Here is a 15520-nt window from a genome sequence, read left to right as displayed (position 1 = left end):
AAACGGGGGAAGAAAAAAATGAAAAGAAATGCAATGTTTAGTCTCTTGTTTGTTGTATTAGCAATGTTTTTGTTGGTAGCTGGCTGTTCATCAGATGATGGTTCGACAGGTGGATCTACAGAAAATGACAATAATACTGGGGAAGGGGATAGTGGAGAAGAACATGATGATTCTGGTCTACCACCGATGACTGATGAAGAGATTACACTTACATTTGGCTCATGGCTAACTGGGGAAATGAATACCTACTTAGCAGAAAAATTCATGGAAAAGTACCCGAATATAAAGGTAGAAGTAATAGAGGCATCTGGTGATTTAGGTTGGAATGATTTTTTAACTAACTTAGCTAGTGATGGAGATTTGCCAGATGTATTTTGGTATAACGGTAATTTAGATGTTGCTATTCGAAATATGTGGTTAGGTGATTTTACTGAATACTTTGAGGCAGATCCCGAAACAGACCGATTGTTAGATACCCTAGTTGATGTGGGATACTTTGACGGGGAAAGAAAATTAGCGGCTGCAAGTGCACAATTCCCATTTGCGGTTTTCCTAGATGAAAATTTATTTGAGCAACAAAATGTAGAGATGCCATCTCCAGATTGGACATACAGTGAAATGTTAGACTTAATTGAAGAGATGACAATTCCCGAGCAAGGTATTTATGGCGTTAATATGGGCACGAATCTAGTTACAATGGCACCGATTGTTAATGAGGATGCCTATGGCGAATTTGGTTGGGATGGCGAACGATTTGATATGACCGGAGAATGGGCAGATTCAGTAACAAAACGTGCTGAATTCGTTCGTAATGGTAATCATGCTCCCTTTGGAGGTACAGACGAAGCTGAGGCGGCATTTGGCGATAGAGATATATGGGCAGCAGAGACTGGAAAAGTAGCGATTCACTTTGATGCATTTTGGACAATTGGCCAGTTTAAACTGGATGCCTTTACTGATAAAGGAATAAATTTTGTTCCGTATCCAGTGCCGAGAGGGGATAATGCGGAAACATTAAATAAGCCAGCATATGTTGACCTATCATCCATTTCACCGGTTACTGAGCATCCACGTGAAGCTTATGAACTAATGAAATTCATGGGTTGGGGACGTGAAGGATGGGAACATAGATTGGAAGCTTTTAGATCATTAACGTATGATAATGGTGAGCGAGTCTTTAATCATCCAGAGGGTCTGCCTCTATTAAAAGACGAAGAATTGTGGGAGGAACTTCGCAAGTTATTACCAGAAGGCCATTATTATGACGATTATTTAGAAAGAGTAAAACACCCTATCTCATTAGGGGGCAGGGTTCTTCCAGGTTTTGATTGGTTTTTAGATGAGGTCTATTTTGGTGGAGAGTATGGCAATGTAGAAGATGCTGTTATGAATGGTGAAGTCAATGCCCATGATGTAGCTGGAGAGCTTACTGACTTATTAAATTCATACCATCAAAAGTCATTAGACGAATTATTCTATTAAATAACAGTTAATCATTCAATATGAAGAAAGGCGCCTCAATCTTATATTTATTGAGGTGCCTTTATACAAGTATTTGCGTCCAGAATTTATCGAACGAAGCTCGATAAATTCCTTCTGAAAATCTGTGGCATTCTCTAGAGGCTATAACTTTATCGCCGTGTAACGGGCTGGGGCTGCGATTACTCGCCCCATCGTAGGGCTTTTGTAAGACTCCACTTCAAGAAATAAGGGAGCACGTCATGTCTAAGTGGGAGATCCAAGAGCCAGTAACGGCCCGATTGGTTCAACTAACGTTCAGTGGGTTTTGCCTCCATACAAATAGGCCATTGATCTCACCACTTATAGAAGTGGAAGAATTCTGCTGAATGAAGTTAAATAATTGATGACAGAGTAATCATAACAATCTGCCTCTATTAATAAAATAAAAGTTATGATAGCATTAAAAAAGCTATAGAACATCTGTGACTTAATCCCTTTAAGAACGCCGTAGAATGATTGGTCTTGTCTTATAGAACTATGTTTTTGAGAAGGATATTGTGACTTAACATGTTTTGACTTAATATCAATAAGGAGTAGATATGAATACTTATCAAATTAATGTAGATTTATCTCAAACATTTCAATCAATTGAGGGCTTTGGCGCATCGGGCGCATGGTCATTAGATCGGGTTGGGTCCGAATGGACTGAAGAAAATAAGAATAAGCTTGCCGATTTGCTATTTTCGAATGAAAGAGGAATTGGCTTATCGATGTGGCGCTTCAATATAGGAGCAGGCAGTATTGAAACGGATCAGGAAATAATTAAAGATCCATGGAGAAGAGCAGAGTGTTTTAAGGCAGGTAAGGATCAAGCTTATGATTGGTCTAAACAACAGGGTCAACAATGGTTTCTCCGTGCTGCAAGAGCAAGGGGGGTTGAACGGTTTATAGCTTTTGTCAATAGCCCGCCGGTTTGGATGACTAAAAATGGGCATGGACAACCAGATCAATTTGTCGGTAGTACCAACTTGCGAGCAGAGTGTATCACTGATTTTGTTGAATTTCTCGCTGATGTTTTAGAGCATTTCCAGCAAATGAATCTACCGTTTCAGTATATTAGTCCAATTAATGAACCAACATGGAGCTGGGATTTAGCCAATCAAGAAGGTAACCGGTATAATAATACAGATATTAAAGCTGTTTTGAAAGCGCTTAACGATGAACGAGTTAAACGGAGACTAGATGTGGAGATTGATGCGGCAGAAGCTGTAGAATATTTAGCATTACTCGATGATGACTTATATGCTAAGTTTATCAAGAATGACTCTACTTACCGTGGAGGAAATTCAGCTGGTTCCAACGGGGAATACAGACAATATATTAAAACACTTCTTGGCGATCCCGAAATGAGAGAAATAATCGGTAATAAAGTGAGTGCTCATGCCTATTGGTCTGACCACTTTGCAGGCGACGAGCGGTTAGTCCAGTTAAGGAGATATGTTCGAGAAAATTTAAAAAGGTATCACTCTGACGCTAAGCTATGGATGTCTGAGTATTGTGTGTTGAATGAAAATGGACCAGGTAGAGACTTATCGATGGAAACAGCACTAAGTATTGCTCGCCTTATTCATTTTGATTTAGTTGAAACAGAAGTGACATCATGGCAATGGTGGCTTGCTTTATCCCCGTATGACTATAAAGATGGATTAATTTACACGGACTATTTAAATAATGGTGACCAACAAACAATTATAACGAGTAAGACTTTATGGGCGCTAGGAAACTATAGTCGCTTTATAAGACCGGGAAGTGTAAGAATTAATCTGCAAGGTGCGGATAATAAAGATCGGCTAATGGGCTCAGCCTATTATAATAAAGATGAGGACCAATTATCTATTGTATTTATTAACTATAGTTATGATGATGAAAAAGTAAAAATGGTGCTAAATAACCTATCAAAGAGAATAGATCTTCTAACATTAAAAGCCTATGTGACATCAGAAACCCAAGACTTATCTGAGCTAGAAATCAAAGACGCTCAGAGTGTGGTTGATATTCCAGCTAGATCTGTTGTTACTTTAGTATATTGTTAAATCTATTACCAATTGATAACAAAAATCGCTTAATGTAATGGATGACTAAGAAAGGGAGTGAGGCAATGTCGGCCTATTTATTTGTTCACTTTACTGGTGAAGAAAGAAATGGCGAGCAAGTCTATTTTAGTGTTAGTCAAGATGGGTTGCACTTTCAAGATCTTAATCAAGGGCTTCCTGTTTTGTACTCGAATATTGGTGAAGAAGGTGTTCGGGATCCTTTTTTAATTCGTGATCCAAACAAAGAGAAGTTCTATTTAATTGCGACTGATTTGAGAATCGAAAAGGGCTTAGGTTGGTCACATGCCCAAAATCATGGTAGTCGTGACATTATTATTTGGGAATCCAATGATTTGATTTATTGGGATGGACCAAGAGCCGTAACAGTTGGTCTAGCTGAAGCGGGTAATGTCTGGGCTCCGGAAGCTATTTACGATGAAAAGGAAGGTGCTTTTCTCGTTTTTTGGGCTTCGAAAGTTGAAGATAAACACCAGATGTATGCCGCATATACGCAAGACTTCAAAGTATTCGGAAATCCTTTCATCTTTCTAACTAAGGAAAGCGATGTGATTGATAGTACAGTGGCTTATGATAAAGGGTATTACTATCGGTTCACAAAGGATGAAACAGATAGTCGAATCCTTATGGAGCGTTCAAAAGCTTTAACCGGTGATTATGAAACGATCTATTCTCCAGTTCTTGCTGAGTTAGCTGGTGTGGAAGGGCCCCAAATCTATCAGTTATCTGATGGAAAGACTTGGTGTCTAATTGTTGACCAGTTTGCAGAAGGAAAAGGGTATATGATTTTACAAACAACCGATTTGTCTAGTGGGGAATTTAAAGTGCTTAGCTTGGCAGACTATCATTTCGGTCAAACAAAAAAACGTCATGGTAGTGTTTTACCGATTACGGATCAAGAATACCAACGCCTTCTTCACTACTATGATCAAAAAAACCCTGTTTTATCAGGACTTTATGCCGACCCAGATTTAGTTTGCTTTGATGGTCGATATTATTTATACCCGACGACGGATGGCTTTCCTGGCTGGTCTGGTGATAGCTTTTCTGTCTTTACATCAAGAGATTTGCAACAGTTTGAAAATGCAGGAGAAATTATTAATCTGACAACAGAACAGGTTCCATGGGCAGTAGGGAATGCATGGGCACCATGTATCACAAAGCGAAATGGGACATATTACTACTATTTTTGTGGCAAACGGCCTGATGGTCAATCTTGTATCGGGATGGCACAAAGCCATTCACCAACAGGTCCGTTTATTGCTGAAAAAGAGCCCATTTTAACACCTGAAATGATCAAACAGTACGACTTAGACATGGCACAAATGATTGATCCATCTATATATGAAGAAGATGGTAGTTACTATATCCTTTTTGGTAACGGGAACACTGGAGCTATTGCTAAGCTAACCAATGACATGACAGCTATCCACCAAGATACAATCCAGACGTTAATTGGTCTAGAGGACTTCCGTGAAGCAGTTACTGTATTAAAACGTGATGGTATCTATCATTTTACATGGTCATGTGATGATACCGGTAATGAAAACTATCATGTCAATTATGGAATATCATATAATCTATTTGGACCGATTGAGTTTATATATGCTATTTTAACTAAAAATCCAGCAAAGGATATTCTAGGAACTGGACATCATAGTATTTTAAAATTACCTAATCAAGATAAGTATTATATTGCTTATCACCGGTTTGGGACACCGTTAAGTCAGTACCCAGATGGTAAAGGGTTTCATAGAGAAATTTGTATTTCACCACTTGATTTTGATCAAAACGGTTTGATTCGCCCGGTTATTGTCTAGCCGGTCTAATAGAGGGAGGTTTAAGAGATGAGTAGAGTTGAGAAGGAGCAGTTAGTACAAAATGAAAGTTTAACATCAGAAAAGACGGCTTACTTATGGGCTTATTTTACTGGTGAAGGAGAGGGCGCTGAACAAATTAGTCTAGCAGTATCACAAGGAAATGATGCATTATCTTGGTACAACTTGAATCAAGGCAAACCATTATTTGTCTCACAGGAGGGTGAGAGAGGTTTCCGTGATCCATTTATTATACGGTCGCATGATGGAAAAAGATTCTATTTACTTGCAACAGATTTGAAAATAGCTGGCAGACGTGGACGTGGCTTTCACACTGCTCAAATTGATGGTTCACGCTATATTGAGATTTTTGAGTCTGAGGATTTGGTACATTGGTCTAAACAACGCCATGTCCGGGTTTCTTCTGTATTTGCAGGTAATACTTGGGCACCTAAGGCGTTTTGGGATAAGGAACGTCAATGTTATGTCGTATTCTGGGCATCAAATCTCTATCCAACAGATAATGTTCAAGATCGAACAGATGTAACGTATAATCGAATGGTTTATGTCACGACAAAAGACTTTCATCAGTTCTCTGAGCCTGAAGTTTGGGTAGACGTTGATCGTGGCATTGGAAAAGGAACCATTGATGCGGTTGTCGCTTATGAAAATGGAGTGTACTATCGTTTTATGAAAGAAGAAGAGAGTATGACCATTCGTTTAGATCGCTCTACTGATCTATTAGCCCAAGTAATGGGCAAGAATTACGCAGATAAAGAGGGCTCCCTTAATCAGTGGGTAACTCTAAAGGAAGGTGTAGCTAACGGCTTACCTAATGGAGAGGGTAACATTTTTACTGGTGGTGAGGGCCCTTGTATTTTCCCGGCGAACCGCGGTGATATTAATGGTTATCGTTGGTATCTATTTATTGATCAACCAAACTATCATGGTGGACCTAACCATTATATAGGTTTTGCAAGTGATGATATTAGTGATGGTGACAGCTGGGTTAGTGTGGCTGATAAGTTGCGAGTGCAGCTTCCAGAAAATCAGGATGGTGGCAAACCCCGTCATGGTTCGATCATTTCGATCACACAAGCAGAATATGAACGAGTTTTGTCGGCGTATGCACCACATCTATTAAGCAATAAATACTCAAATATAAAAGGTGAATTATGACAACTTTTTTTAGAAATGCTACCCAATTCGGCTAGCAAGAGGGGAGATTTATTGATGAATATCGGGAGGTTTATCCAACCTTTAGATTTTAATTGGAAGTTTTTTAAGGGCGAACAACCTAACGCTTGGCTAAAGGGTTATAACGATAAACATTGGCGCAATGTTACGCTACCACATGACTGGTCTGTAGAAGAGCCTTTTTCAAAAGAGCATTCCAGTGGTACAGGTTACCTTCCAGGAGGAACAGGTTGGTATAGGAATAATTTCACGTTTCCTCAAGAAAGAAAAAATAGTAGAGTTTATCTAACATTTAATGGTGTCTATAACAATGCTCAAGTTTGGTGTAATAGTTACTATTTGGGCAAGCGTCCCTATGGTTATAGTACATTTTCATATGATATAACAGATTTTGTTTATGATAGGCAAGAAAATACTATCGCTGTTCGAGTCGATCACAAGCAAACGGCCGACTCACGTTGGTATACCGGCTCAGGGATTTATCGTAATGTCTATGTGACGGTTACGAACGCTATTCATATTGATCAATATGGTGTTTTTTCGAAGACGATAGCGGCAGACGAAACACGTGCAACAATTGAAGTTGATGTGGCTTACTTAAATGAATCAAGTGACCAGGCCAACATTGAGATTGTTAATTGCATCAAGGATTTTAGTGGAGATGTGCACGGGCAAGTAAGTACGCTTGAAGAAATTGAACCAGGAAAACGGTCTAAACTTAGCCAGACTTTAACGATAGAAGAGCCTAAATTGTGGTCACCTGATTGCCCAGCACTTTATCGGTTAGAGACTTTATTAATCCAAGATGGAGTTATAATAGACTGCCTTCATACCACTATTGGTATAAGAACATTTGCCTTTTCAGCAAAAGAGGGTTTCTTTTTAAATGGAGAGAATATAAAAATGAAAGGTGTCTGTGTTCACCATGATGCGGGTGGACTAGGAGCAGCTGTACCCAAAAAAGTGTGGCAACGGCGACTAAAGTTGCTTAAGGAAATGGGATGTAATGCGATCAGAATGAGCCATAATCCGCCTGATCCACCTTTACTAGATTTATGTGATGAGCTTGGCTTCCTAGTCATTGATGAAGCATTTGATGAATGGGAAGGAGTCAAAAACAAGTGGTCTAAGGGGCACAATGTTTATCCGCCTAAGCATTATGGCTATTACGAGGAGTTCCCCCAATGGGGTGAAATTGACTTAAAGGATATGGTGTTACGTGACCGAAATCATCCATCGATTGTAATGTGGAGCATTGGAAATGAAATTGATTATCCGAATGACCCTTATTGCCACCCATATTTTAAAACAATGACCGGAAATAACGACAAAAATAAACCTGCTGAAGAAAGAAAGTATGATCCGACAAAGCCAAATGCTGAACGTCTTGTTAAGATTTCGAAGCGGTTAGTTGGTTATGTGAAAGAAGTTGATCCGACTCGACCTGTTACAGCGGCCTTAGCCTTTCCGGAGTTATCTAATATAACTGGATTAGCTGATACATTAGATGTTGTCGGTTACAACTATAAAGAACATCTATACCAACAAGATCATCAGCAGTATCCAGACCGTATTATAATAGGAAGTGAAAATAGTGCTGGACTATCATCGTGGTTAGCAGTACAGGAAAATGATTTTATTTCTTCACAATTTATCTGGGTAGGTTTTGACTTTTTAGGAGAAGCTCATGGCTGGCCGATTAGGGCATCACAAGCTGGCTTGCTTGATTTAGCAGGTTTTAAAAAGACGGGGTATTACCATCGCCAAAGCTTGTGGAGCAGCGAGCCAATGGTGCATGTAACGGTAAGGCCATCTGATCAGTCTAGCGATGCACCACATTGGAATTGGAACGACCATCAAACACTTCAAGTGCTATGTTTCACAAATTGCCAAACAGCTGAATTATTTGTTAATGGAAAATCTTTAGGGGATAAAGAAGTCACACGAATGGGGGAGTACTTGATTTGGGATGTTAAATACGAAGCAGGTGTGATTTTGGTTAAGGCTATAGACCAAACAGGTCAAGTACACCTAAAAGAATTAAAAACAACATCAAAACCTAAAACATTATTGGCACAGGTTGACAGAAATGAATTAGTGGCAAACGGGTTAGATATTGCCCACATTGAGATTCAAGCTGTTGATCAAGCTGGTCATCCAGTTTATCAAGCTAACAACTATGTCAAGCTATCTGTCAACGGACCAGCAGAGGTTATCGGCCTAGAGAATGGCGATGTTCAAGATTTAGATCCGTATTTTAGCAAAGAAAGAAAGCTATACAACGGAAAGCTACTGGCCTATATTAGATCAAAGCAGGAAGTAAGCAGTGACATTATCATAACAGCAGAAGCTGATGGCTTGGAGCCAGTAGAAATTAGTATAACCAGTGTAAATGCAGGAAATTAAGCTAACGTTAATGAGGCTAAAGTTTTATTTGGTTAGGAGTTCCTAATTCCCCTTATTGTTGACAAAAAATATGGATGAAGGGTATTCTTCGGTTAGATAACTTATGTCTTGCAACAAGTCCTTCTCTGAAACATTTAGCTTGTTTCTAGTTTGTAAGTGGAAGGTTTAGGCGGAGTAGAGTGACTGTTAAAAGATGCTAACTAGGCTTTTAACAGTCATTTTTATGGGCTTTGAAAACTCTTGGTTATGACGGGAGTTCCATAGTGCTTCTAGCTCGGTGAAAAAATCCTCTCTTCATGGTATTTCTACAACAGTTTTTATATTCTTTATTTTAATAATACTCTGAGTATAATAGGTTTAAGTAAACAACTGCCTCCTATTGATGGAAGATAATGATGAAAACGCACTAACCCTATGGCCCTATTGACATCAACTTTAATAGATTGTAGTATTGAAGACGTTTTTCACATGTAGAACCGATGGGAGAGATAATGAATGAAGAGGGTTTTAAATGTTTGTAGCATGGTTTTTCTAATGGTGTTTATCCTTGTAGCTTGCGGCGGCGAAAACAGTAAAGACAATGCTGAGCCGAATGGAAAGGGTGAGAACCCTACAAGTGATTCCAGTGATATTACACCTGAAGCAGAGGGGTCTGTTAGCCAATTTAAAGAAGTGGAATCGTTTAAACTAGAAGGGGCAGTCACAAATATAAATTTCAATATGAATGCAGAAGGAGATATATTGTACTGGGGAGAAAACAATGGTGGTCTAGGGGATGATATAAGACGCAACGTATGGGTAAACGGAGAAGTAAAAGAACTTGATATGGATGTGTACCCTCAATCCTCTTTTTTAACTCCAGCAGGCGATATCATCTCAAAAGAAGTCGATAGAGAAGCACCAGAAGGGGAAAGGCACACAATCATTGAGTATGATCCGAGAACAAATGAAGAAAAAAGGATTCCTTCAGGTATTGAAGATATTATTACCCTACTTCCAAGTCATGGAACGTATATACAGGATCCAAACTTTTATATACATACGGAAACAAGTCCAAATCGGGATGATGAAAGTAGAACCATTTATTGGGATATGGAGAAAAATGAAATAAGTAATTTAAGTTTCCTGCAGGATATTAAAGATGAAGTTGGAGAAATAACATCTTATGTGCATTACTTTTTAAATTCCGATGGTTCAAAGGTTTACGGAACAGCAATGAATGCGGGTGTTTTCTCACATGACGTAGAATCTGGCGAAACAAGAAGGTTAATGGAGACGGATAATATCATGGCTCATGGTAAATATACGAACATGTTGACACCTGATGATAAATATCTTATCTATGCTACGAATGATCCAGATGCCAGTGAAATAATTATTACTTATCATGCATTAGATGTTGAAACAGAAGAAACAATTGAACTTGGTAATGGTGCAAGAGTATTTACTCTGGCGGATGGCAATGTAATAATTGTCGATGGAAATGATGTGAACTTATACAGTTTTGAGAAAGAAGCGTTAGAAACCATCCATACCATTGATTTAGAGGAAAACCAGAAGATTGATAATGTTACAGTAAGTATGGATGGAAGTACCATTGCATATGGATATCGCACAAAAAATGACGGTGACGAAGGAACGACGTTCGAGATGAGCATTTGGTCTAACAAATAATTTATGATGAGGCTGGGACATTAGCTTCAAATAATTAAAAATGGTCCTGCTTACGGATTTTTCGTAAACAGGACCATTTTTTCTTGGGTATTTGTTTAGGTTCTACAATTTTGTTTTGTTTTTGGCAATAAATTCTCTTAATTTCACTGCCAATAATGCAAATCACAATTCATTGTGTACTTTGGATTTTCCTCGTACGGGTGAATTAAAAGACTTTAGTAATAATTAACTTACCTCATTCTAAAAAGTATTGTGTGCTAGAAAAGCTATTGATTACTAATAACCTTTCTAGCACATTTTTTCATTTCATAAAGTTAATAAAAACGTGTGTAAATCAAATATTTCTCTGTTTTTAGTGTTGGGCGCTTGTCTCGTCCATGACGGAAGTCTTAATCCAGATGATCGGGACGCTATGTACCGTTAGAAAAACACAATTGGCCTGGTTGAACAAAGGCCCGCAAGACAGAATAATTGGGACTATAGCCAAACATTAGGGTTCAGTTATGATGACTTTTGATTATCTAATAGATTTAGGTTTTTTGCTAGAAAGCGTCGAACGATTCTATTAAAGTAAACTGATATTTTGACAAATTATCCTGCCATTTTGTGATTAAATAGTCCACATACTAATAAAGAGGTGAAGGTATTGTGGGTATCATGACAGAAGTATATGCAGAAAAATCAAAATATCAATTAAAACCAAAATGGCTAAAGGGTTGTTATCAATTTATTAAACATCAGGATATCTCTTTATATTTAATTAGCTTTTTACTAGGTAGAGCGGTCATTTTAGGTGAGTTAATTCCTTTCTCCCTTGCTTACTTTGCAAGTGTTTGGGTGTTAAAAAAAGAAAGAGCACGACTCGTTTTTCTATTCTCTTTACTAGGAGCAGTTACGGTAAGCTTTTCATCATTAGTAGTTCTATCAATTAGCTACCTTTGTTTCGGGTTTTTTATTTCGCTAGGTTTATTTGTACATTCGAATAAACATTTACCCTACATACTTGCAACTTCGACGTTGCTTAGTCGTCTTGTTTTTACTAGTTTAACTAATCAATTCTCCAATTATGCTATTTTGATGGCTCTCACTGAAGCTTTATTGGCTGGTGTCTTGTTCTTGATTTTTATCCAAAGTACCCCATTGTTAAACCCCAAGCGTTATAAGCCTGTTTTGAAGAATGAAGAGATGATCTCTTTTGTGATCTTAGTTGCTTCTGTTCTGTGCGGGTTAACGGGTATGCAACTTGGAGGTGTTAGTTTAGAGCAAGTCTTCTCTCGTTACATTATCTTAATACTCGCCTTAATGGGTGGTCCAACAATAGGTGCGACTGTTGGTGTCATATTAGGTCTTATTTTAAGTCTTGTGAACGAAACCACACTAGCTCAATTAAGTCTATTAGCATTTAGTGGTCTTTTAGGCGGATTAATGAAAGATGGAGGGAAGCTTGGAGTTAGTGCCGGTTTAATCATTGGAACGTTTTTACTCGGAATTTATGGTCAAGGAGCGAGCAGCATCCTTTCCTCTGTCTTAGCGTCGATTGTAGCTATTATTGTTTTTTGGTTAACTCCTTCTCACGTAATCAAAGCATTAGCCCGTTATATTCCAGGGACAAATGAACAATTTGAGGAACAACAACAGTATTTACAAAAATTACGTGATGCAACGGCTAATCGGATTGAGCAATTTTCTGATGTCTTTGAGGCATTATCAAAAACATTTATTGGGAAGGTGGTTGAAGAGGTTGATCAAGTTCAGGAACAGCGAGAGATGGATGATTTTTTAAGTCATGTTACCGAGCAAACTTGTCAAACATGCTTCAAAAAGTCATGGTGCTGGTCGGAACGTTTTGACGACACCTATCAACATATGGCTAAAATGAAGCAAGAACTAATGAAAAATGGAAAAGTATCTCAAATAACGGAGGCCAAATTTAATCAGCACTGTATGAAAGCAAACAAAGTTGAAGCAGCGATAAAGGATCAGCTCTCATACTATAAAGCCAATCAACAGCTTAAAAGGCAGGTTGGTGAAAGTAGACGCTTTGTCGCTGACCAATTACTTGGTGTTTCTGAGGTTATGGACAATTTTGCAAAAGAAATTGTTCATGAAAGAGAGCATCATGATATTCAAGAGCAACAAATTGTAACAGCATTGACGTCGATTGGGATGGAGATCGAACAGCTAGATATTTATTCATTACGAAAAGGCGAAATTGATATTGAAATGACACTATCTGTCTATGAATATCATGATGAGGGAAACAAAGTGATTGCTCCGATACTTTCAGACATTTTGAAAGAAAATGTTGTTGTAGTAGAAGAGGAAATCTCACCAATGCCTAACGGCTATTGTTTCTTAATTTTTCGATCCGCTAAAAAATTTCAGCTCGAAATCGGTGTGGCCCATGCGGCGCAAGGTGGTGGATTTATCTCAGGTGATAGTTATTCCACTATGGAGTTGGTAGCAGGTAAATACGCACTAGCGATTAGTGACGGCATGGGTAACGGCAAAAGGGCACGTCAAGAAAGTATGCAAACCTTACATCTTTTGCAGCAAATTTTACAATCTGGGATTGATGAGCAGGTGGCGATTAAATCGATAAATTCTGTTTTGTCCTTACGGATGACCGATGAAATATTTTCAACACTTGATCTAGCTATGGTAGATTTACAGACTGCTACAGTTCAATTTTTGAAAATTGGTTCGACACCGAGCTTTATTAAGCGAGGCCATGTCGTTTTTTCCGTGGAATCCAGTAACCTACCGATTGGAATTGTAAAAGAGTTTGATGTAGAGGTTGTTGATCGACAATTAGAACATGGAGACATCCTCATTATGACCAGTGATGGTATATTTGAAGCACCTAAATTAATTGAAAATCAAGATATTTGGCTTAAGCGAATGGTTAAGCAATTAGAAACAAATGATCCGCAAGAAATTGCAGATCTATTATTGGAAGAGGTTGTTCGTCTATCAGCAGGGAAAATTGAAGATGATATGACTGTATTAGTGGCTAAAATCAAGCGCTACCAATCGAAATGGGCAACTGTACCTTATTATAAAGTATCTGAGTGATCCCTCTAAATGATCTGGCAATAAAATTATTAGTTTTATCGTATAAAAAAAAACGATTAAGACAAGAATGCTAATAGTCTATTTCAATAGGAGGGAAAGGAAATGAAGGCAGGGAAGCTGAAACAAATCCTTTTAATTACAGATGGATGTTCTAACCAAGGCGAGGACCCATCTTTAGTCGCAACATTAATTCGTGAGCAAGGGATTACAGTAAATGTCATCGGTGTATTAGACCGAGATGATGAAGAATCAGATAGTTTAACGGAAGTAGAAGAGATAGCAACTGCTGGTGGAGGGGTTAGCCAAATAGTGTATCCACAAGTGCTTACTCAAACCGTACAAGCTGTTACAAAGCAGGCTATGACTCAAACCTTGCAGGGTGTAGTCAATCAAGAGTTACAACAAATTTTAGGTCGAGATCAAACAATCGAAGAGCTTCCTCCGGAGCAGCGAGGAGAGGTAATGGAAGTTGTCGAAGATTTGACTGAAACCTGTGATATGCAATTGCTGGTACTTGTAGATACGAGTGCTAGTATGCAAAAGAAATTGGAGACGGTAAAAGAAGCCTTGCTTGATTTATCAATAAGTATGAATGCTAGAGTTGGAAATAATAAATATGCAATCTATGCTTTTCCAGGTAGAAAAAAGGCAACAGAAAAAATATTAGATTGGTCATCACAGCTTGATAAGCTATCAACTGTATTTCCGAAGCTAACCAGTGGAGGTGTAACCCCAACAGGACCAGCCTTGAGGGAGGCCCTTCATCAATTTAGCCAATCGGGTTTACTAAGGAGTTTAAAAAGACATGCTGAATCAGAGCAAAGCGGCTTTGGCTTATAAATTAAGTCCAGGGATGCTAATAAAGGGAAAGTGGCATTGTCATCATTACCAAATTCATAAATTATTAGGTAAAGGGGCTATTGGAGCAGTCTACCTAGCCAAACAGGATGATAAGAAAATGGTTGCGTTGAAAATAAGTGATAAAACAGCCTCAATCTCGTCCGAAATTAATGTTCTGAAAAAACTAGCAAAGGTCCAAGGTGATGTCCCTGGGCCTTCTTTGTTCGAGGTAGATGACTGGGTTGATCCAATGGGCTATTGCTACCCCTTTTATACAATGGAGTATGTCCGTGGTGATACGCTTGACAGTTTCCTGAAAAAAAGAGGTAGTAGCTGGCTAGGACCGCTCTATATGCAGTTATTGGAAGAGCTAGACCGATTACATCAAGCTGGCTATGTCATGGGAGATCTAAAATTAGCTAATGTTATTGTTACCAGTAATCCTGTTCGGTTACGATTTATTGATGTCGGAGGTATCACCCCAATTGGGCGAGCGGTAAAAGAGTATACTGAGTTTTATGATCGTGGTCATTGGCAGTGTGGGGACAGGCGAGCAGAACCCAAATATGATTTATTTGCTTTAGCGATGATGGCCTTAAATTATGCCTATCCTCACCAATTTAGCAAATCAGCTCAACCTAAACGCGAACTATTATTAAGGTTAAAGCGAGCTAATAGCTTAAAGCCATATCAAGGCATCTTGGAAAATGCTTTATTAGGACGTTATGAAACGTGTCAACAGATGCGCAAAGCGATTCAAAAAGAGTTAGTATCACAAAAAATTCAAAAACAGAATCGATCCGTTGGTCATAACCAAAATCAAGATATTCATTGGCTGGAACCTTTTATTCTGTCAGTGGTTAGTTTTATCCTTTTTATCCTTGCGACTTTCTATTAGCGTTGCTATTTGGTACGATATTATTGACTTGTTGCTAAGTG

The 15520-nt window shown here is 38.5% G+C and carries 9 protein-coding genes; all 9 read left to right on the top strand.

What is annotated here, in order from left to right; genetic code table 11:
• The first annotated feature begins 18 nt into the window (after positions 1–18).
• The 9 genes from ASE01S_RS08945 to prkT all read left to right on the top strand — a co-directional run bounded on the left by ASE01S_RS08945 (position 19) and on the right by prkT (position 15479).
• Positions 19–1482, top strand: coding sequence for an ABC transporter substrate-binding protein (locus tag ASE01S_RS08945; protein ID WP_067841214.1), 1464 nt, complete (start codon positions 19–21; stop codon positions 1480–1482).
• Positions 1483–2060: 578 nt separating this feature from the next.
• Entirely contained in the window at positions 2061–3554 is a 1494-nt protein-coding gene (locus ASE01S_RS08940) for a glycoside hydrolase (RefSeq protein ID WP_067841212.1), read from the top strand.
• Positions 3555–3619: 65 nt separating this feature from the next.
• Positions 3620–5392, top strand: a complete 1773-nt coding sequence (locus tag ASE01S_RS08935) for a glycoside hydrolase family 43 protein (RefSeq protein WP_083512074.1) — start codon at positions 3620–3622, stop codon at positions 5390–5392.
• A gap of 27 nt (positions 5393–5419) precedes the next feature.
• On the top strand, positions 5420–6568 hold the full coding sequence (locus tag ASE01S_RS08930; protein WP_067841207.1) for a glycoside hydrolase family 43 protein: 1149 nt from the start codon (positions 5420–5422) through the stop codon (positions 6566–6568).
• Positions 6569–6622: 54 nt separating this feature from the next.
• Positions 6623–8992 carry a glycoside hydrolase family 2 TIM barrel-domain containing protein gene (locus tag ASE01S_RS08925; protein WP_067841205.1) on the top strand — a complete coding sequence of 790 codons (2370 nt, stop codon included), beginning with the start codon at positions 6623–6625 and terminating at the stop codon, positions 8990–8992.
• A 495-nt stretch (positions 8993–9487) separates the two neighbouring features.
• Complete coding sequence (locus ASE01S_RS08920) at positions 9488–10666, top strand: hypothetical protein (RefSeq protein WP_067841202.1); 1179 nt, start codon at positions 9488–9490, stop codon at positions 10664–10666.
• A 657-nt stretch (positions 10667–11323) separates the two neighbouring features.
• The gene (gene spoIIE, locus ASE01S_RS08915) at positions 11324–13741 is read left to right on the top strand and encodes a stage II sporulation protein E (RefSeq protein WP_169793104.1); all 2418 of its coding nucleotides are present in this window, start codon (positions 11324–11326) and stop codon (positions 13739–13741) included.
• Positions 13742–13843: 102 nt separating this feature from the next.
• On the top strand, positions 13844–14581 hold the full coding sequence (locus tag ASE01S_RS08910) for a vWA domain-containing protein (protein ID WP_067841197.1): 738 nt from the start codon (positions 13844–13846) through the stop codon (positions 14579–14581).
• Positions 14547–15479, top strand: a complete 933-nt coding sequence (prkT, locus tag ASE01S_RS08905) for a serine/threonine protein kinase PrkT (RefSeq protein ID WP_067841195.1) — start codon at positions 14547–14549, stop codon at positions 15477–15479. The genes ASE01S_RS08910 and prkT overlap by 35 nt, the downstream gene beginning before the upstream one ends.
• The last annotated feature ends 41 nt before the right edge of the window (positions 15480–15520 follow it).

This window comes from Amphibacillus sediminis NBRC 103570 (assembly GCF_001552275.1).
Classification (GTDB): domain Bacteria; phylum Bacillota; class Bacilli; order Bacillales; family Amphibacillaceae; genus Amphibacillus_B; species Amphibacillus_B sediminis.
This window is presented reverse-complemented; position numbering and strand designations above follow the sequence as displayed.

Coding starts and splice junctions, on each gene's coding strand:
- ASE01S_RS08945 (WP_067841214.1), top strand. CDS start 19: ATGAAAAGAAATGCAATGTTTAGTCTCTTGTTTGTTGTATTAGCAATG.
- spoIIE (WP_169793104.1), top strand. CDS start 11,324: ATGACAGAAGTATATGCAGAAAAATCAAAATATCAATTAAAACCAAAA.
- ASE01S_RS08910 (WP_067841197.1), top strand. CDS start 13,844: ATGAAGGCAGGGAAGCTGAAACAAATCCTTTTAATTACAGATGGATGT.
- ASE01S_RS08930 (WP_067841207.1), top strand. CDS start 5,420: ATGAGTAGAGTTGAGAAGGAGCAGTTAGTACAAAATGAAAGTTTAACA.
- prkT (WP_067841195.1), top strand. CDS start 14,547: ATGCTGAATCAGAGCAAAGCGGCTTTGGCTTATAAATTAAGTCCAGGG.
- ASE01S_RS08940 (WP_067841212.1), top strand. CDS start 2,061: ATGAATACTTATCAAATTAATGTAGATTTATCTCAAACATTTCAATCA.
- ASE01S_RS08925 (WP_067841205.1), top strand. CDS start 6,623: ATGAATATCGGGAGGTTTATCCAACCTTTAGATTTTAATTGGAAGTTT.
- ASE01S_RS08920 (WP_067841202.1), top strand. CDS start 9,488: ATGAAGAGGGTTTTAAATGTTTGTAGCATGGTTTTTCTAATGGTGTTT.
- ASE01S_RS08935 (WP_083512074.1), top strand. CDS start 3,620: ATGTCGGCCTATTTATTTGTTCACTTTACTGGTGAAGAAAGAAATGGC.